The following is a 17,449-nucleotide window of genomic DNA, read 5'->3' as shown; positions in this document are numbered from 1 at the left end:
GCTCCATTTCGCGAGGGACGGGTCGGGACGGGGTGGCTCAGTGCGCGGCGAGGCGTTCGTCGACCTCGTCGGCGGTGGCGTGGCCGTGGGCGAGCGGGGTGACGGAGTCGCCGTCGACGGCCGGCAGAGTGGGGAACCCGGTGACCCCGAACCGGGCCGCGCGGCGGAAGTCGGCGTGGGCGGCAGTCTGCGCCTCGGGCGCTTCGAAGGCGGCGACGACGGCATCCGCGTCGAGCCCGGCCGCCCGGGCGACCGTCCGGTACGTGGCCGTCTCCGACAGGCTCAGGCCGTCGACGTAGAAGGCGCGCTGCAAGGCCGCGGCCAGCTCCACCGCGCGGTCGGGGGCCGCCTGGCGCACGGCTGCGACGCCACGGGCGGCGGCCTCGGAGTCCATCACGAACGAACCGTCGGCGATCAACTCCTCGTACGCCTGGCCGAACTCGGCACCGGTCAGCTCGGCGATCGCGGCGTTGGCGCCCTGGACGTGACCGAACTCCCGGATCGGCACCCGACCCGGCCCGGTGAACAGACCGCCGGAGACGACCTCGACCGGCAGCTCCGGGTGGCGCGAGGTGATCTCGCGCAGGGTCGCGGTGAATCCGTGCGACCAGCCGCAATAGGCGTCGAAGACGTAGACGAGCTTCATCGAAGACCTCGGCAGAGAGGGGCGCCCGCCGACTGCGAGCGATTCACCTGACCAAACAGTAGCTGACTCGTCAGATATTTCTCGGCTCGTGTGATCCGTGCCACACGGGCGTGGCCCCTGTCCGTGAGACCGCCCCGCCGCCCTGGCGCAGGTCGGTCAGGGAAGCCGAGGCAGGACATCCCGGGCCGTGTGGCTGAGGATGCGCAGATCCTGCGCGAACCGCTCGCGGTCCCCTGCGGGGAGGGGCTCCACGAAGTACCGCTTGATGTTCTCCAGGTGGACCAGCGCAGCGCGTACGGCCGTCTCCTCGCCCAGCGGGGTCAGCCGCACCAGCTTCCCGCGCCGGTCGTCGGGTGACTCCGCGCGCGTCACCAGACCGGCCGTCTCCATGCGGTCCACCAGCCGGGTGGCGCCGCCGGTGGTCAGGACCTGCTCCTGGGCGATGGCCCGCATGGACAACCCGGGCTCGCTCGCCCGCCCGAGGATCAGCAGCACCTCGAAGACCAGGTGGCTGATGCCGCACTCCACCTCGAGGGCCCGGCCGAGGAGGTACTCCAGCCGGTTCGCCGCCCCCTGCAGTCGCCCGAAGGCGAGGATGAGCTCATGGTCGGCGGCCTCCTTCGCCGTCCTGATCTCCGGTTCCTCACCCATGGCCGCGCCGCCCCTTCCGTCGTCCCGGCACCACCGTACCGATCACGGACGTGTCGCCTCACCCTTGATGGCTCCGGTGAGCATGCTCCTGGCGAAGTGCTTCCGCGCAACGCGGAAGGCCCTCCTGCCGGATGCGGAGAGCGGGCGTGCCGGGGAACGCCGCCGGGGCCTCCTGACGCCCGGTTCGCCTCGCGGTCCCGCGCCGGCAGGAGGCCCTTCGTCAAGTCGTTCAGTTGATGCGGACGATCCTCCAGAACTGGTCGTCGATGTTCAGGTCGTTCCACTGCACGACCGCTGCGCCGTCGCTGGTGGAGGACTGGGCGACGGCGGCGTTGAAGCCGCTGCCCACGTTCTTGAGTTCGTAGAACCCGTTGCCCGCGTCGGTGAGGGTCCACTTCTGCGAGTTCGCGGTGGACGCCGTGTTCTGGACGACGGCGGCTCCGGCGGTGGTGGAGCCGTTACGGATGTCCAGGTTCAGGTTGCTGTTGACGTTCCTGATGGTCCAGGCTCCGCCGCCGGCGGACCGGAAGGTGAACAGCTGGCAGAAACAGGCCGAGTTCTGCCACTGCTGGGTGGCCGTACCGGTGGCGGTCGAGCCCTGCGGGATGTCCAGGTACTTCCCGCTGTTCTTGTTGACGAGGACGTACTGCCCGGTGCCCAGCGGCGGTGGAGCGGTCTGGGTGACGTTCCAGCGCTGGCAGGCGCAACCGGTGGCGCTCCACTGATCGGCGACGGTGCCGGTGGGGGTGGAGGCGTTCGGGATCTCCAGGTACTTGCCGGTCACACGGTTGATGAGGTGGTAGCCGCCGGCCGGGCTCGGGGCGACGGCCCACTCGTGGTCCAGGGTGCCGTTGTCGTCCCACTGGAGGATCCTGGCTCCGTCGGCGGTGGACTGGTTCTCCACGCCGAGGACCTTGCCGCTGGCGACGTTGAGGATCTTGAAGTAGCCGGAGGTCTGCTGCACGAAGCGCCACTGCTGGTCGGTGGCGTTGTCGGCGTTCTGCTGGGTGGCGTCGGCGCCGTTGGCGGTGGAGCCGCCCGCGATGCTCAGCATGAGGTTGCCGCCCGCGTTCGACACGGTGTAGGTGGCGCCGTCCGAGATGCCGCCGCCCAGGTCGATGGTGCTGTAGGTGACGGGGTTGGAGAGGTTGCTGCCTCCGCTGCCGCCACTGAGCACGAGCAGGCTGTGGCCGTCGGGCAGGGGCACCATGCCGCGGCTGTAGCCACCGGCGACGCCGGAGCTGATGCGCGTCCAGGTGTTCGCGGCGCCGTTCTGGGTGTTGAGGAACAGGTCGCTGGTGCTGTAGGCGCCGACGACGAGCGTGCCGTTCGGACCGCCGGTGGGCAGCCACGTGATGTACGGGGTGCTGGTGGGGACCACGCCGTCCGTCGACCGCAGGGGGATGCCCGTGACGGAGTCGAAGGCCTCCGGATCGGCGGAGATCTTGTAGTAGACGGCGAAGTTGCCCGAGGGGGAGCCGCCGTACTCGTACGTCATGACGTAGGTGCCGTTGGGCAGTTTCGCGACGGTGGGCATACCCGGGCGCTGGCTGTAGGTGGGCATCGCCACGTCGTCCACGACCGGGCCCCAGGTGCGGAGGTCCGTGGTCACCTGGTGCACGACCTTCTGGCCGTGGCCGGGGTCGCGCTGGTCGGAGTAGTAGACGATCAGCTTGCCGTTGGCGTAGAGGAAGAACGGCTCCCATACGGGGGTGTTGCCGTTCGTGTCGAACGCCGGGCCTCCGGTGGCGATGTTGCTGACGAAGGTCCAGGTCTGTCCGCGGTCGGTGCTGGCGTAGACATCGATCTTGATGGCCGAGCGGTCGGAGGGGACCGAGGCGCCGGCGGCCAGGATGGTGCCGGCCGGGAAGCCGCCCACCGCCGTGGGCAGCTCGAACAGCTCGGGCTCCCAGCGCATGCCCCAGCCGTTCTGGGTGTCGGCGACCTCGGAGATCTTCGACCAGGAATTGCCGTTGTCCGTGCTGCGGTAGATCGGCAGGACCGGCGTGCCGGAGGTGTACTGCTCGAAGGTCGCGAGGAGGGTGCCGTTGGCGGAGCCGTTGTGCTGCATCCGCACCGCCCTCGGGTAGAGCGACCCGGGCGAGGGCGCACCCGACGGCGGGGTGTACATCGTCTGCGAGGGACGGGCCAGGGCGTCCGCCCGGCCGGCGGGCATGACCATGGCCATGGCCGCGACGAGCAGGATGAACGCCAGGGACAGGAAGGGGACGGGACGGGAACGCGGAGCGGCGCCGGGTCTGGCGCCTGTCTGCGCAGGGGACATTGCGACTCCCAGGGGAAGGTGTGTTTCGGTGTCCGCCGGCGCGGAACGGCTCGGAGTGACGCGGCGGAGTTCGTTGGGCGTGGCCCGGGGGAACAGCCGGGCGACACTGCCGGGCGCGGCTCGCGAGCGCGGAGGGGGCGGGACGCGACAGGCGCGGAACGGTGAAGGTGGAGTGCCCCGGCGGGTGGGTGCGCCGGAGCAGTGGGACGGGGCGGGGCGGGGTGGGTCAGAGGGAGGACGGAGGCGCGGTGGAACCGCGGACGATCAGTTCGACGGGTGGCTCGTTCACCGGCGGCAGTTCGGTGTCAGGCCTCTCCATGGCGTGGAGGAGAAGCCGGATTCCTTCGCTCGCCGCCGCCTCGAAGGGCTGACGGACCGTGGTCAGGGGCGGGGAGACGTAGGCGAAGACGGGGTTGCCGTCGAAACCGACGACACTGACGTCTTCCGGCACGCGGCGCCCGCTCTCCCGCAGGCCGTGGATCAGTCCGATGGCCATCTCGTCGCCCGCGGCGAACACGGCGGTCACCGAGCGGTCCGAGGCCAGCCCGAGGCCCGCGGCGTACCCGGAGGCCGCCGACCAGTCGCCGTTCAGCACGGGCGGTTCATGCGCGCCCCGGGCCGCCAGCGCCGCCCGCCACCCCTCGATGCGGTCCTTGGTGGCGTACCACCGGCGAGGACCGGCGAGGTGATGGACGGTCGCGTGTCCCAGGTCCAGCAGGTGTTCGGTGACCGCGCGGGCCAGCTGATGGGCGCCCACGCCGACGGTCAGTGTCCGGGCGGCGGTGAAGGCGGGCGGCGCACCTATGAAGAGGACCGGCACGTCGACGCCGAGCGGGACTTCGCCCTCGACGATGGGTACCGAGACGACGATGCCGTCCACGCCCTGCTCCAGAAGTGATTCCAGCGCGCCGGCGATGCTTTGCGGGTCGCCGTCCGGGGTGTTGACCACGCGCAGCGCGTAACCGGCGTCCCGTACGGCCTGTTCGATGCCCACGAGCAGGGAGGCGGTTCCATATCCGGCGGTGCCCAGGGCAACCACACCGATCGACCGGGTACGGCCGGAGGCCAGTGATCTGGCCGCGTGGTTCAGCCGGTAGCCGAGTTCCTCGGCAGCCGCGAGGACACGTCGGCGGGACTCGTCGGAGACGTACGGCTCGTTGTTGAGGACCCGGGAGACGGTCTTGCGGGAGACGCCGGCCAGCCTGGCCACGTCCTCACTGCGCGGCGCGGAGGAGCTCGCACTGCGCTCCAGCCCTGCTGTCATGGAGGCTCCTCATGGCCGTGTGTTCTTCATCGAACGGGTCAGTCACCTGACCGCGCGGTCTGACCGCGCGGTCAATGTGTACGCATCCGCCGAGCGCGCGTCAAGAGTTCACACAAAGCCGCTTGTCTCCGGCGCCACCGACGCTGGGACCCACGGCCTGACGGAGCGGGGCGTCGCAGGCTTCCCAGGAAACCCGCCAGGCAGGCGTTTCTGCAGCTCAAGCGCCGTTCAGCAGGATCGGGGTGATCCGGTGGCCGGCTATGTCAGCCCCATCCGTCCGCGGTGATCGAGGCTTCCGGCCGAACCGGGCGCATCGTGGATTCCCGGACGGAAAGTCTTGACAGCGAGTCCACGGAGCGTTCACGCTTCCTGGCGTCCGACGATCGTGTTTGTTTGGTCGTGTTGGATTCTGGTTCTCGACTGACCCTCAGGTGGTCCCTCGACAACCCACTCCTCGCCACACCCCCGTCCGGCTGACGTGCCACATCTGGGCACCGCCAGCCCAGTAGGAGCCGAAATGCACCGTTTCTTCCCCGGTCAGTCCATGCCTGGAACCACCCGCCGCACCGTGCTCCGCGGACTCGGCGGAGCCGCGGTACTGGGCGCCGGCATCCCTCTCCTGAGTGCCTGCGCCGGCAACTCCGCCTCGTCGGACACCAAGACCGTCACCGTCGGCTCCAACGCCTCCGACGCCGTACCGAAGAAGGCGTACGGCGACGTCTACGCGGCCTTCACGAAGCAATCGGGGATCGAGGTCACCCTCAACACCAAGGACCACAACACCTTCCAGGAACAGATCAACTCCTACCTGCAGGGAACGCCGGACGACGTGTTCCAGTGGTTCGCCGGCTACCGGATGCAGTTCTTCGCGGAAAAGGGTCTGGCCACCCCGATCGACGACGTCTGGAAGACGATCGGCGGCAACTTCCCGCCGGCGATGCACGATCTGAGCAAGGGCCAGGACGGCAAGTACTACCTGGTGCCGCTGACGACGTCGCCGTGGGCGGTCTTCTACCGCAAGAGCGTCTTTGAGAAGCACGGTTACGAGGTCCCCACCACGTGGGACGCGTACGTCGCCCTGTGCAGGCGGATGAAGAAGGACGGCCTCGTCCCGATCGCGTACGGCGACAAGGACGCCTGGCCGGCGATGGGCTCCTTCGACCAGATCAACTTCCGTCTCAACGGCTACGACTTCCATGTCGAGCTGATGGCGGGCAAGGCCTCGTGGACCGACGCGAAGGTCCGCAAGGTCTTCGACACCTGGGCCGAGACCCTCCCCTACCATCAGGAGGGCGCGGTCGGCCGTACCTGGCAGGACGCCGCCCAGACGCTGGTGGCGAAGAAGGCCGGCATGTACATGCTCGGCATGTTCGTGGCCCAGCAGTTCACGGACAAGGCGGACCTGGACGACCTGGACTTCTTCGCCTTCCCGGAGATCGACCCGGCGTACGGACAGGACACCGTCGAGGCGCCGACCGACGGCATCATGCTCAGCAAGAAGCCCAGAAACCACGCCGGTTCCGTCAAGCTGCTCGAATTCCTCGGCACCCCGCAGGCCGAGGAGACCTACCTGAAGGCCGACCCGAGCCTCATCGCCGCCTCCTCGAAGGCTGACACCTCCGCGTACAGCGCCCTCCAGAAGAAGGCGTACGCGATGATCAGCGGCGCGAAGCACCTCACGCAGTTCATGGACCGTGACAGCCGCCCGGACTTCACCTCCACGGTGATGCAGCCCGCGCTCCAGAAGTTCGTCCGCGACCCCAAGGGGATCGACGGCCTGCTCTCCTCGATCGAGCGCCAGAAGAAGACGATCTTCGCGTCCGGCTGACACCGACTCCCCCTCCGAAGCGGATGAACACCGACACCATGAGCTCCGAAACGACCACGACGATCCCGCAGGCGGCCGCCGAGCCGCCTTCGGGCCCCGCGACCCCGAAGAAGCGCGCTCCGCAGGGCCACCGGCGCCTGCTGACCCGCCGTGACCGCATCACGCTAGGCCTGATGGCCGGCGTGCCCACCGTTCTGCACGTGGCCCTGGTCTGGGTCACCGCGCTGGCCTCGATCGCCCTGGCCTTCACCAGCTGGGACGGCATCGGCTTCGGCTCCATCACGTGGGTGGGGCTCGACAACTTCAAGCAGTTGTTCTCCGACAACCCGCAGTTCTGGCCCGCCGTCCAGCACAACGTCATCTGGTTCGTCGTGCTCATCCTGATCCCGACGCCGTTCGGGCTCTTCCTCGCGGTCCAGCTCGACAAGAGGATCCGGTTCAGCCGGGTCTACCAGACCGCCTTCTTCCTGCCGGTCGTGGTCTCGCTGGCCGTGACGGGCTTCGTCTGGCAGCTGGTCTACAACCCGGACACGGGCCTGATCAACAGCCTCGTCGGGGCCAACGAGCCGGGCCACTACATCGACTGGATCGGCGACCCCGACCTCAACCTCTGGGCCGTCCTCGTCGCCGCCTCCTGGCGGCACGCCGGCTACATGATGATCCTCTACCTGGCCGGCCTGAAGAGCGTCGACCCGGCCCTGCGGGAGGCTTCGGCGCTGGACGGCGCGAACGAGTGGCAGACGTTCAGGAACGTCGTCTTCCCGACCCTGCGCCCCACCAACACCGTCGTCCTGGTCGTCACGATCATCGAGGCGCTGCGCGCCTTCGACCTGGTCTTCGTCTTCAACAAGGGCGCCCAGGGGACCGAGCTGCTCTCGATCCTGGTCACCAACAACATCATCGGCGAGTCCAGCCGCATCGGATACGGATCGGCCATCGCCGTCGTCCTGCTGGTCATCTCCCTGGCCGTGATCGTCCCGTACCTGATCGCGACCTTCCGGAAGGAGCGGCGAGCATGAGCGCGACCCTCGCGGCCAAGCAGCGCACCCCCGTCCGTCCCGCCCGGGTCCTGCTGCACACGTTCCTCGTCGTGACGTCCCTGGCCTGGCTGGCACCTCTCCTGTGGGCTGCCTTCTCAGCGCTGAGGCCCTACTCCGAGACCAGCGAGAAGGGCTACGTGTCCTGGCCCGACAAGCTGAGCCTCGACAACTTCACCCACGCGTTCGAGCAGTCCGACATGCTGCACTACTTCGGGAACACCCTGCTGATCGCGGTCCCGGCCGTGCTGGTGACCCTGCTGCTGTCCTCGATGGTCGCCTTCTGTGTCAGCCGCTTCGACTTCCGGCTCAACCTCGCGCTGCTGCTGGTCTTCACGGCGGGCAACCTGCTGCCGCAGCAGGTGATCATCACCCCGCTGTACCGCCTGTATCTGCTGGTCGACCTGCCTGGCATCACCGTCAGCGGCAAGCTCTACGACTCCGCGCTCGGCCTGGTCCTGATCCACGTGGCGTTCCAGTCCGGCTTCTGCGCCTTCGTACTCGCCAACTACATGCGCTCGCTGCCGCACGAGCTGACCGAGGCCGCGCTGGTGGACGGCGCGTCCGTCTGGCGGCTGTACTGGCAGATCGTGCTGCCGTTGTGCAAGCCCGCGATGGCCGCCCTGGCGACCCTGCTGTCCATCTGGATCTACAACGACTTCTTCTGGGCGATCGTGCTGATCTCCACCGGCGACAACATGCCGATCACCTCGGCCCTCAACAACCTGTCCGGCCAGTACTTCACCGACCCCAACCTGGTCGCCGCCGGCGCCCTGCTCACCGCGATCCCCACCCTGATCGTCTACTTCGCGCTCCAGCGCCAGTTCGTCAGCGGTCTCACGCTCGGCGCCAACAAGGGCTGACCCACCCGCACTTCTCCCTCCCCTACACCCCTCCCGGAGCACCACCAGTGAGTACCGCACGCCGTCTCCGCATTCCTGGAATCGCCTACGGCGGTGACTACAACCCCGAGCAGTGGCCCGAGGAGGTCTGGGCCGAGGACATGCGCCTGATGCGCGAGGCCGGGGTGAGCATGGTCAGCGTCGGCATCTTCTCCTGGGCCCAGCTCGAACCGGCCGAGGGCGTCTACGACTTCGCCCGCATGGACAAGGTCCTCGACCTGCTCCGGGAGAACGGCATCGCCGCCGACCTGGCGACACCGACGGCGGCCCCGCCGGCCTGGTTCTTCCACGAGCACCCGGAAGCGCTGCCGGTCGACCGGGACGGCCGCGGACTGTCGTACGGCAGCCGCCAGACGTTCTGCCCGAGCAGCCCCGCCTACCGCCGAGCGGCGCTGCGCATCGCCGGAGCGCTGGCCGAGCGCTACGCCGACCACCCGGCCGTCGCCATGTGGCACGTGCACAACGAGTACGGCTGCCACAACGACGCCTGCTACTGCGACACCAGCGCCGCCGCCTTCCGCACCTGGCTGCGCGCCCGCTACGACGACGACCTGGACGCCCTCAACCACGCCTGGGGCACCACGTTCTGGAGCCAGTGGTACCACTCGTGGGATCTGATCCTGCCGCCCCGCACCACATCGGCTCCCCCGAACCCCACCCACCAGCTCGACTGGCGCCGTTTCTGCTCCGACGAACTGCTCGCCTTGTGCACCGCCGAACGCGAGGTCCTGCGCCGGGCCGCTCCGGACACCCCCGCGACCACCAACTTCCTGGTGCTGCGCACCATCGACGCCCTCGACTACTGGCGCTGGGCGCCGGAGCTGGACATCCTCTCCAACGACCACTACCTGCTGTCCGACGACCCGGAGGCCGAGGTCGACATCGCCCTCCACGGCGACCTGATGAGGTCGCTCGCGGGCGGCCCGTGGTTCCTCATGGAGCACTCGACCGGCGCCGTCAACTGGCAGCCCGTCAACCGAGCCAAGCGGCCCGGGGAGATGCGCCGCAACGCGCTCGCGCACGTCGCCCACGGTGCCGACGGCATCGCCTTCTTCCAGTGGCGGGCGGCGAAGGCGGGCGCCGAGCAGTGGCACTCGGCGATGCTGCCGCACGCCGGCACCGACAGCCAGATCTGGCGGGACGTCGTCCAACTGGGCGCGGATCTCGCGGCGTTGGGCGACGTGCGGGACTCCACCAGCACGGCGCAGGTGGCGATCGTATGGGACTGGGACGCCCGCTGGGCACTGGAACTGCCCTCCCAGCCCAGCGGCGAACTGCGTTACCAGGACCTGGTCCGGGACTGGTACAGCCCCCTGTGGCGGGCCGGGGTCGCCGTCGACTTCGTGCGCCCCGACGACCCCCGACTCGACCGCTACCGGCTCGTCCTGGCACCCTCGCTGTACCTGGTCACGCAGGCGGCCTCGGCCAACCTCGCCCGGTTCGCCGCACGCGGGGGAACGCTGGCCGTCGGCTTCCACAGCGGCATGGTCGACGAGAACGCCCATGTGTACCTGGGCGGCTACCCCGGCGCGTTCCGCGATGTCCTCGGCGTGGTCACCGACGAGCTCTTCCCCCTGCTGCCGGGCGAGACGACCGGTCTGACCGGCGACGTGGCGCCGGGCGCCACGGCCGACCTCTGGTCGGAACGCATCCGGCTCACCGGCGCGCGGGCCGTCGCCTCCCACGCCGACGGACCACTGGCCGGCCACCCCGCCGTCACCCGTCACCGGCACGGCAACGGCACCGCCTGGTATCTGGGCACCCACCCCGACCGGGACACCCTCGCCGCCCTGCTCCACCGCATCCGTCAGGAGGCCGGCGTCACACCGGAGCATGACGCACCCGCCGGGATCGAGGCAGTCCGGCGCCGCGGCGCGCAGGCCGACTACCTGTTCCTCATCGACCACACCGGCAAGGGCGCCGAAGTACCCGCCGACGGCGTCGAACTCCTCACCGGCACACCGGTCACCGCAACCGTCACCGTCCCACCGGGAGGAGTCGCCGTGGTCCGCGAACCCCGCTGACCCGTCCGGCGACGTGAGCGGACCGCGGCACCGGGCCAGGCGCGCGGCCCGGTTCCTTCCGCTGCGCCGGAGCCGCCGAGCAGGGTGCAGAAGTCGCCGGCTGAGCCCACCCCTGATGTCACTCCGCGGACGAGCACCCGCCCCGAACAGCCGGTTGCCCCCGCCTCTTCCGTGAGGCGGAAGAGGTGTTGCGGCCCCGTGACGTCGTTCCGGACGATGTCGCCATCACCCAACGACGGGAGCCGCAACGATGCCGCACACGACCGCGTTCGCCAGGAACCAGTGGTACGTCGCCGCCTACAGCACCGAGGTGGGCCGGGAGGAGTTGCTCGGCCGGACGATTCTCGGTGAGCCGCTCGTCTTCTACCGGACCGAGGAGGACGGAAGGCCCGTCGCGTTGCACGACCGCTGCGTGCACCGCCGCTTCCCCCTGTCGGAGAGCCGGCTGGAAGGCGACCGCATCGTGTGCGGCTACCACGGCTTCACATACGACACGACCGGCGCCTGTGTCTACGTGCCGGGTCAGAAACGCGTCCCGCGCACCGCCCGGGTCACCGCCTACCCGGTCGTCGAGCAGGACTCCCTGGTGTGGGTGTGGATCGGCGACCCGGCACTCGCCGACCCACGGACGATCCCGCGCGCCCGGCACCTCGACTCCCCCGGCTGGACGACCGTCCAGGGCATGGAGCCCATCGACGCGGACTACGGGCTGCTCGTCGACAACCTCCTCGACCTCTCCCACGAGACGTATCTGCACGGCGGTTACATCGGCACCCCCGAGGTCGCCGAGACGCCGATCACCACCGAGGTCGACGAAGGCGCGGGGATCGTGCGGGTGAGCCGGCACATGGACGACGCCGAGTGCCCGCCGTTCTACGCCCGGTCGACCGGCATCGAGGGCCGGATCACCCGCTGGCAGGACATCGAGTACCACGCGCCCTGTCTTTACCTGCTGCACAGCCGTATCGCGCCGGTGGGTGTGCTGCCCGAGGCGGACGGCAGCGACCCGAACGGCTTCCACACCGAGATCACCTACGCGATCACGCCCTCCGCCGACGGCAAGGTGTACGACTTCTGGATGGTCTCGCGGGACTGGGCCACGGACGACGACGAGGTCACCGCGTTCCTGCGGGACAACAACCACACGGTGGTCATGCAGGACGTCGACGCGCTCAACCTCCTTCAGCGCACCCTCGGTTCGGAACGGACCGGGTACCAGGAGCTGAGCATCAACATCGACACCGGCGGGCTGGCCGCGCGCCGGATCCTCGCCCGGCTGGTGGAGGAGGGCGACAAGCCCGTGGAGAGGGCGCTGTGAGCACCGGTCCCACCGGCGAGATCTACCGCGTCGACTGGCTGCCGGGCACCGACGTGCTGCACGGTACCTGTCACTGCGGCGCCGAGCACACCTCGCAGGACCCGATCGAGATGTGGGAGTGGATGCTCGGCCACCCCGAAGGACACCGGCCGCGAGGGAACGAGTCATGAGCGGTGACGAAGCGGAACTGGTCGTCGAGCGGCGCGAGTTCGCGGCCGACGGGGTGCTCGCCCTCACCCTGCGCCATCCGCTGGGCGAGCCGCTCCCGGCCTGGGAGCCGGGAGCCCATGTGGATCTCGTCCTCGGCCCGGGGCTGGAGCGCCAGTACTCGCTGTGCGGCGATCCGGCCGACCGTCGCACGTGGCGGATCGCGGTACTGCGCGAGCCGGCCGGACGGGGTGGATCCGCCCATGTGCACGAGCGGTTGCAGCCGGGCGACAAGGTACGGGTGCGGGGCCCGCGCAACCATTTCGCGCTGCGCCCGGCCGAGCGCTACCGCTTCGTCGCGGGCGGCATCGGGATCACCCCCGTCCTGCCGATGCTGGCGGCGGCCGAGGCGGCGGGCGCCGAGTGGAGCCTGCTCTACGGTGGCCGTACCCGCGCGTCCATGGCCTTCGTCGGGGAGCTGGCACGGTACGGCGACCGGGTGACCATCGCCCCGCAGGACGAGACCGGTCTGCTCGACCTCGGCGCCGTGCTCGACGCGCTGCCCGAGGGCACCCTCGTCTACTGCTGCGGCCCCGGTCCGCTGCTGGACGCCGTGGAGGAGCGCTGCCCGGTCGGCGCGCTCCGGGTCGAACGGTTCCAGGCCAAGGAGCAACCGGTCGAGGAGGGCGGCGAGTTCGAGGTCGAGCTCGCGCGGAGCGGCCGGACGCTGACCGTCGCGGCGGGGGTGTCCGTGCTGGACACCGTGCGGGCGGCCGGCGTCGAGGTCCTCTACTCGTGCACGGAGGGCACCTGCGGCACCTGCGAGACCGACGTGCTGGAGGGCACTCCGGAGCACCGGGACTCCGTCCTCAGTCCGCAGGAGCGGGAGGCCGGGGAGACGATGATGATCTGCGTGTCCCGGTGCCGGGGGCGGAAGCTCGTCCTGGACCTGTGACCGGATCCGTGGCCCGAGGTGCGGCGGCGCCGCCCGCCGGGTCGGTGATCCGCAGGTCGGCCTCGATCCGTGCCACGGCGGCCAGCAGCGGTGGCAGCAGATCTCGGCGGACCGCGGCCACCGAGGTGCGGCCGGCGTGGACGGCTATGTTCACGCCGGCCACCACCGTTCCGTCCCGGCCGCGCACCGGGGCGCCCACCGACCGCAACCCCTCCTCCAGTTCCTGGTCGACCAGGGCGTACCCCTGTCGCCGTACCCGTGCCAGTTCCGCCCGCAGATCCTCCGGCGAGACCAGCGTCCGCCCGGTGAGCGGGCGCAGCCGCGCCCGGCCGAGGCGGAGTTCGAGCTCGTCGTCCGTCAGGGCGGCGAGCATCACCCGGCCCACCGAGGTGACGTGCGCCGGGAAGCGGGTGCCGACGGTGATGACGGCCGACATGATGCGGGTGGTCGGCACCCGGGCGACGTAGACGATGTCGTCGCCGTCCAGGACGCACAGCGAGGAGGATTCCTTCACCTGTGCGACGAGATGCTCCAGATGCGGCTCGGCGACCTGCGGGAGCGTGAGGCCGGCCAGGTAGGCGTAGCCGAGTTCCAGCACCCGCGGGGTGAGCCGGAAGAGCCGTCCGTCGCTGTGGACGTATCCGAGATCCGCGAGGGTGAGCAGCAGGCGCCGGGCGGCCGCCCGGGTCAGCCCGCAGGCGCGGGCGACGTCGCTGAGGGTGCGCGCGGGGTGCTCGGCGTCGAAGGAGCGGATCACCGCGAGGCCCCGCTCGAAGGACCTCACGAAATGCGGTGCTCGGGCCACGGCGGTCATGCCGGCCTCCCAACTGTCAACAATTTCGTCAGCTAAAAGCATTGACCCCGTCGGACGGCGGGCTCTACGTTCCCTGCACGCCAATTGAGCACTACTGTGCGGTGTGCGCACAGCCTGTCGGAACACCGTTGTCTGCACAGGAGGAGCCTTGCGTCGTCTGTTCGCCGGTCTCGCGGCCGGCACCTTCCTGCTCGCCACGGCGGCCTGTGGCTCGTCCGACGACTCCGGTACGTCCACCGGGAGTTCGTCGTCCACAGGCACCACGACCGTCGAACTCGGACTCATCCCCATCGTCGACGTGGCGCCCGTCTATCTGGGGGTGAAACAGGGTTTCTACGAGAAGCACGGCCTGAAGCTGTCGATCACCACCGCGCAGGGCGGCGCGGCGATCGTGCCCGGAGTCGTCAGCGGCCAGTTCCAGTTCGGCTTCAGCAACATGACCTCTTTGATGGTCGCGCAGTCCAACAGCGTCCCCGTGCAGGCCGTTTCGAACGGCATCGCCTCAACGGGCGTGCAGGGCAAGGACTTCGGGGCGATCACGGTGAAGAAGGGAAGCGCTCTCAGGTCCGCGAAGGACCTCGAGGGCAAGAAGGTCGCCATCAACACCCTCAAGAACATCAACGAGACCGCCGTGCGCGAGTCGGTGCGCAAGGCGGGCGGCGACCCGGACCGGGTGAAGTTCGTCGAGCTGGCCTTCGATCAGATGCCCGCCGCCCTGGACGGCGGGCAGATCGACGCGGCCATGGTCGTCGAACCGGCCCTGGCGACCGTCAAGAGCCAGGGCGGTGTGGAGATCGCCTCGCCGCTGGTGGACGTGGCCCCGGACCTCACCGTCGCCATGTACTTCACCTCGACGCAGTACGCGCAGAAGAACCCTGAGGTGGTGAGGAAGTTCCAGGAGGCCACCGCGGAGTCCCTCGCCTACGCCGACGCGCATCCGGACGAGGTCCGCGAGGTCGTCACCACCTACACCAAGATCCCGGCGTCGGTGCTGGCGCGGGTGACGTTGCCCAAGTGGCCCGCCGAGGCGAACCGTTCGTCGATCGAGGCACTGGAGAAGCTGGGCGAGCAGGACGAGCTCTTCACGTCGCCCCCGGACCTGGAGAAGCTGCTGCCGTGAGAGGCACGAACCTCGCCCTCGGCGCCGCCGGGCTCGCGGCCTTCCTCGCCCTGGGCGAGGCGGTGCCGCGGCTCGGGCTGGTCAAGGAGGCCTACTTCCCGCCGACCAGCCGCATCGCCGGCGCGCTGGGCGACGAGCTCGCCGACTCCGCCTTCTGGACGGCGCTCGGCGACACCCTCACCGGCTGGGCCCTGGGGCTGGCGATCGCGGTGGGCGCCGGGATCGTGGCCGGCGTGGTCGTCTCGGTCGTCCCGTACCTCCGCGAGGCCACGGCCTCGACCGTCGAGTTCCTGCGCCCGATCCCGTCCGTGGCCCTGATCCCCCTCGCCGTGCTGCTGTACGGCACCGAACTGCGCTCGGTCCTGCTGCTGGTCGTCTACGCCTCCTTCTGGCAGATCCTGATCCAGGTCCTGTACGGCGTCCAGGACGTCGACCCGGTCGCCGAGGAGACCGCCCGCTCCTACGGACTCGGCACCTGGGCGCGGATCCGGCATGTCCTGTGGCCGACCGCGCTGCCGTACGTCATGACCGGGGTGCGGCTCGCCGCGGCCGTCGCGCTGATCCTCGTCATCACCGCCGAACTGGTCATCGGGGCGCCGGGGCTGGGCGCGCGGATCGCCGTCGCGCAGACCTCGCAGGCGGTGCCGGAGATGTACGCCCTGATCGTCGTCACCGGCGTGCTGGGCCTGCTGATCAACGTAGGGGCCCGGACGGTGGAGCGGCACGCGCTGGCCTGGCACCAGTCGGTGCGCGGGGAGGTGGCGGTGTGAGCGGGACCTCCCCTTTCCGGGCGGGTGCCGGAGCCTGGCGGCGCGTCCTGCTGCGGTTGCTCCTCACGCTCGCCCTGCCGGCCGTGCTGCTCACCGCGTGGTGGGTGGCGTCCGACGGCAGTACGAACGTGTACTGGCCGCCGCTGCGGACGATCGTCAAGGCCTTCCCCGACGTGTGGACGGCGGAGCGGCTGCGCACCGACGTGCGGCCGAGCGTGCTGCGACTGCTCGGCGGGTACGCGACGGCGGCCGTCGTCGGGGTGGCGCTGGGCACGGTCATCGGCTCCTACCGGCGGGTGCGGGCGGTGTGCGAGCCGGTCCTGGAGTTCCTGCGGGCGGTGCCGCCGCCCGTCCTGGTTCCGGTCATCATGCTGTTCGCGGGCATCGGCGACACCATGAAGGTCGTCGTCATCGCGAGCGGCTGCGTGTGGCCGGTCCTGCTCAACACGGTCGAGGGCGTACGGGCGGTGGACCCGGTGATGGCGGAGACGGCGCGGTCGTACGGCATCACGGGGCTCGCCCGGTTGCGCGGCGTGGTGCTGCCCTCGGCGAGCCCGCAGATCTTCGCGGGACTGCGTCAGGCGCTGTCGATCGGCATCATCCTGATGGTCATCAGCGAGATGTTCGCCGCGAGCAACGGGCTCGGCTTCACGATCGTGCAGTTCCAGCGCGGTTTCGCCATCCCCGACATGTGGACCGGAATCCTGGTGCTCGGCCTCCTCGGCTTCGTCCTGTCGGTGCTCTTCCAGGTCGTCGAGCGTCGCGTGCTCGGTTGGTACCACGGTCTGCGCGCATCCACCCGGCGGTCCCCGTGACCCTCGCGAAAGGGCCTTCCATGCACCCGCGTCTTGCAGTGTCCGGCCTGCGGAAGGTCTACGAGGGGTCCGGGCGCCGGGTCGAGGCGGTGCGCGACCTCACCTTCACCGTCGAGGCGGGCGAACTCGTCTGCCTCGTCGGCCCGTCGGGCTGCGGCAAGACGACCCTGCTGAAGTGCATGGCCGGACTGCTGACGCCGACCTCCGGCGAAGTGCTCCTGGAGGGGCGGAGGGTGACGGGGCCGCCACCGGACATGGCGTTCGTCTTCCAGGAGTACGGACGGAGCCTCTTCCCGTGGATGCGGGTCGGCGAGAACGTCGAACTGCCGTTGAGGCAGAAGCGGTTGTCCAAGGGCCGACGGCGCGAGCTGGTCGCGGACGCCCTTCGTTCGGTCGGCCTGGAGGACGCGCACTCCGCGTACCCGTGGCAGTTGTCGGGCGGGATGCAGCAGCGGGTGGCGATCGCCCGGGCGCTCGCCTACGAGCCCCGGGTCCTGCTGATGGACGAGCCGTTCGCCGCCGTGGACGCGCAGACCCGCGCCGACCTGGAGGATCTGGTCCGGGGGCTCTGGCGGGAGCGCGGGATCACCATCCTGTTCGTCACGCACGACATCGACGAGGCCGTCTACCTCGGTGAGCGGGTCGTCGTCCTGTCCGCTTCCCCGACGGTCGTCCGCGAGCAGCTGAAGGTCGATCTCCCGCCGGAGCGCGACCAGTTGCACACGCGGGTGGCCCCGCGCTTCGCGGAACTGCGGACCCACGTGTACGAGCAGATCCAGGCGGCGAAGCGAGGGACTCCGGTGGACCGCCTCACGAAGTCGGACGCCCCTCCGTCGCACTGAGCGTGCGCGCGGTGCCGACCAGGCGCCGTCGG

16 protein-coding genes are annotated in these 17,449 nt (G+C 70.0%); 11 read left to right on the top strand and 5 right to left on the bottom strand.

What is annotated here, in order from left to right; genetic code table 11:
- Nucleotides 1-37: 37 nt before the first annotated feature.
- The 4 genes from QF030_RS33785 to QF030_RS33770 all read right to left on the bottom strand — a co-directional run bounded on the left by QF030_RS33785 (nucleotide 38) and on the right by QF030_RS33770 (nucleotide 4,845).
- Nucleotides 38-646: a DsbA family protein gene (locus tag QF030_RS33785; protein ID WP_307166349.1), complete on the bottom strand. Its 609-nt coding sequence runs from the start codon at nucleotides 644-646 to the stop codon at nucleotides 38-40.
- Nucleotides 647-802: 156 nt separating this feature from the next.
- Nucleotides 803-1,297, bottom strand: coding sequence for a MarR family winged helix-turn-helix transcriptional regulator (locus QF030_RS33780; protein ID WP_307166348.1), 495 nt, complete (start codon nucleotides 1,295-1,297; stop codon nucleotides 803-805).
- Between the two features lie 229 nt (nucleotides 1,298-1,526).
- Nucleotides 1,527-3,581 carry an RICIN domain-containing protein gene (locus tag QF030_RS33775; RefSeq protein WP_307166347.1) on the bottom strand — a complete coding sequence of 685 codons (2,055 nt, stop codon included), beginning with the start codon at nucleotides 3,579-3,581 and terminating at the stop codon, nucleotides 1,527-1,529.
- A 226-nt stretch (nucleotides 3,582-3,807) separates the two neighbouring features.
- A complete protein-coding gene (locus QF030_RS33770; RefSeq protein ID WP_307166346.1) occupies nucleotides 3,808-4,845 on the bottom strand; it encodes a LacI family DNA-binding transcriptional regulator in 1,038 nt (345 codons plus the stop codon).
- A 544-nt stretch (nucleotides 4,846-5,389) separates the two neighbouring features.
- Here QF030_RS33770 and QF030_RS33765 point away from each other — a divergent pair.
- The 7 genes from QF030_RS33765 to QF030_RS33735 all read left to right on the top strand — a co-directional run bounded on the left by QF030_RS33765 (nucleotide 5,390) and on the right by QF030_RS33735 (nucleotide 13,056).
- Nucleotides 5,390-6,673, top strand: coding sequence for an ABC transporter substrate-binding protein (locus QF030_RS33765; protein ID WP_307166345.1), 1,284 nt, complete (start codon nucleotides 5,390-5,392; stop codon nucleotides 6,671-6,673).
- Nucleotides 6,674-6,711: 38 nt separating this feature from the next.
- On the top strand, nucleotides 6,712-7,692 hold the full coding sequence (locus QF030_RS33760; RefSeq protein ID WP_307166344.1) for a carbohydrate ABC transporter permease: 981 nt from the start codon (nucleotides 6,712-6,714) through the stop codon (nucleotides 7,690-7,692).
- On the top strand, nucleotides 7,689-8,573 hold the full coding sequence (locus QF030_RS33755) for a carbohydrate ABC transporter permease (protein WP_307166343.1): 885 nt from the start codon (nucleotides 7,689-7,691) through the stop codon (nucleotides 8,571-8,573). The genes QF030_RS33760 and QF030_RS33755 overlap by 4 nt, the downstream gene beginning before the upstream one ends.
- Nucleotides 8,574-8,620: 47 nt before the next feature.
- Nucleotides 8,621-10,636 (top strand): beta-galactosidase, encoded by a 2,016-nt coding sequence (locus tag QF030_RS33750; RefSeq protein ID WP_307166342.1) that lies wholly within the window; start codon nucleotides 8,621-8,623, stop codon nucleotides 10,634-10,636.
- A 250-nt stretch (nucleotides 10,637-10,886) separates the two neighbouring features.
- Entirely contained in the window at nucleotides 10,887-11,954 is a 1,068-nt protein-coding gene (locus QF030_RS33745; RefSeq protein WP_307166341.1) for an aromatic ring-hydroxylating dioxygenase subunit alpha, read from the top strand.
- On the top strand, nucleotides 11,951-12,124 hold the full coding sequence (locus QF030_RS33740; protein WP_307166340.1) for a hypothetical protein: 174 nt from the start codon (nucleotides 11,951-11,953) through the stop codon (nucleotides 12,122-12,124). The genes QF030_RS33745 and QF030_RS33740 overlap by 4 nt, the downstream gene beginning before the upstream one ends.
- Nucleotides 12,121-13,056, top strand: coding sequence for a PDR/VanB family oxidoreductase (locus tag QF030_RS33735; protein WP_307166339.1), 936 nt, complete (start codon nucleotides 12,121-12,123; stop codon nucleotides 13,054-13,056). The genes QF030_RS33740 and QF030_RS33735 overlap by 4 nt, the downstream gene beginning before the upstream one ends.
- Here the strand turns inward: QF030_RS33735 and QF030_RS33730 are convergent.
- A complete protein-coding gene (locus QF030_RS33730; RefSeq protein ID WP_307166338.1) occupies nucleotides 12,971-13,870 on the bottom strand; it encodes an IclR family transcriptional regulator domain-containing protein in 900 nt (299 codons plus the stop codon). The two genes, QF030_RS33735 and QF030_RS33730, sit on opposite strands and share 86 nt — an antisense overlap.
- Before the next feature lie 148 nt (nucleotides 13,871-14,018).
- Here QF030_RS33730 and QF030_RS33725 point away from each other — a divergent pair, with 148 nt between their 5' ends.
- From QF030_RS33725 to QF030_RS33710, 4 genes are read left to right on the top strand one after another with little or no spacing between them, the layout of a single operon-like run.
- Nucleotides 14,019-14,990 (top strand): ABC transporter substrate-binding protein, encoded by a 972-nt coding sequence (locus QF030_RS33725; protein ID WP_307166337.1) that lies wholly within the window; start codon nucleotides 14,019-14,021, stop codon nucleotides 14,988-14,990.
- On the top strand, nucleotides 14,987-15,760 hold the full coding sequence (locus QF030_RS33720) for an ABC transporter permease (RefSeq protein WP_307166336.1): 774 nt from the start codon (nucleotides 14,987-14,989) through the stop codon (nucleotides 15,758-15,760). The genes QF030_RS33725 and QF030_RS33720 overlap by 4 nt, the downstream gene beginning before the upstream one ends.
- Entirely contained in the window at nucleotides 15,757-16,575 is an 819-nt protein-coding gene (locus tag QF030_RS33715; RefSeq protein WP_307166335.1) for an ABC transporter permease, read from the top strand. The genes QF030_RS33720 and QF030_RS33715 overlap by 4 nt, the downstream gene beginning before the upstream one ends.
- 20 nt (nucleotides 16,576-16,595) lie before the next feature.
- Nucleotides 16,596-17,417: an ABC transporter ATP-binding protein gene (locus tag QF030_RS33710; protein WP_307166334.1), complete on the top strand. Its 822-nt coding sequence runs from the start codon at nucleotides 16,596-16,598 to the stop codon at nucleotides 17,415-17,417.
- Nucleotides 17,418-17,449 lie beyond the last annotated feature (32 nt).

Origin of the sequence: Streptomyces rishiriensis (assembly GCF_030815485.1) — a bacterium.
Classification (GTDB): Bacteria; Actinomycetota; Actinomycetes; order Streptomycetales; family Streptomycetaceae; genus Streptomyces; species Streptomyces rishiriensis_A.
This window is presented reverse-complemented; position numbering and strand designations above follow the sequence as displayed.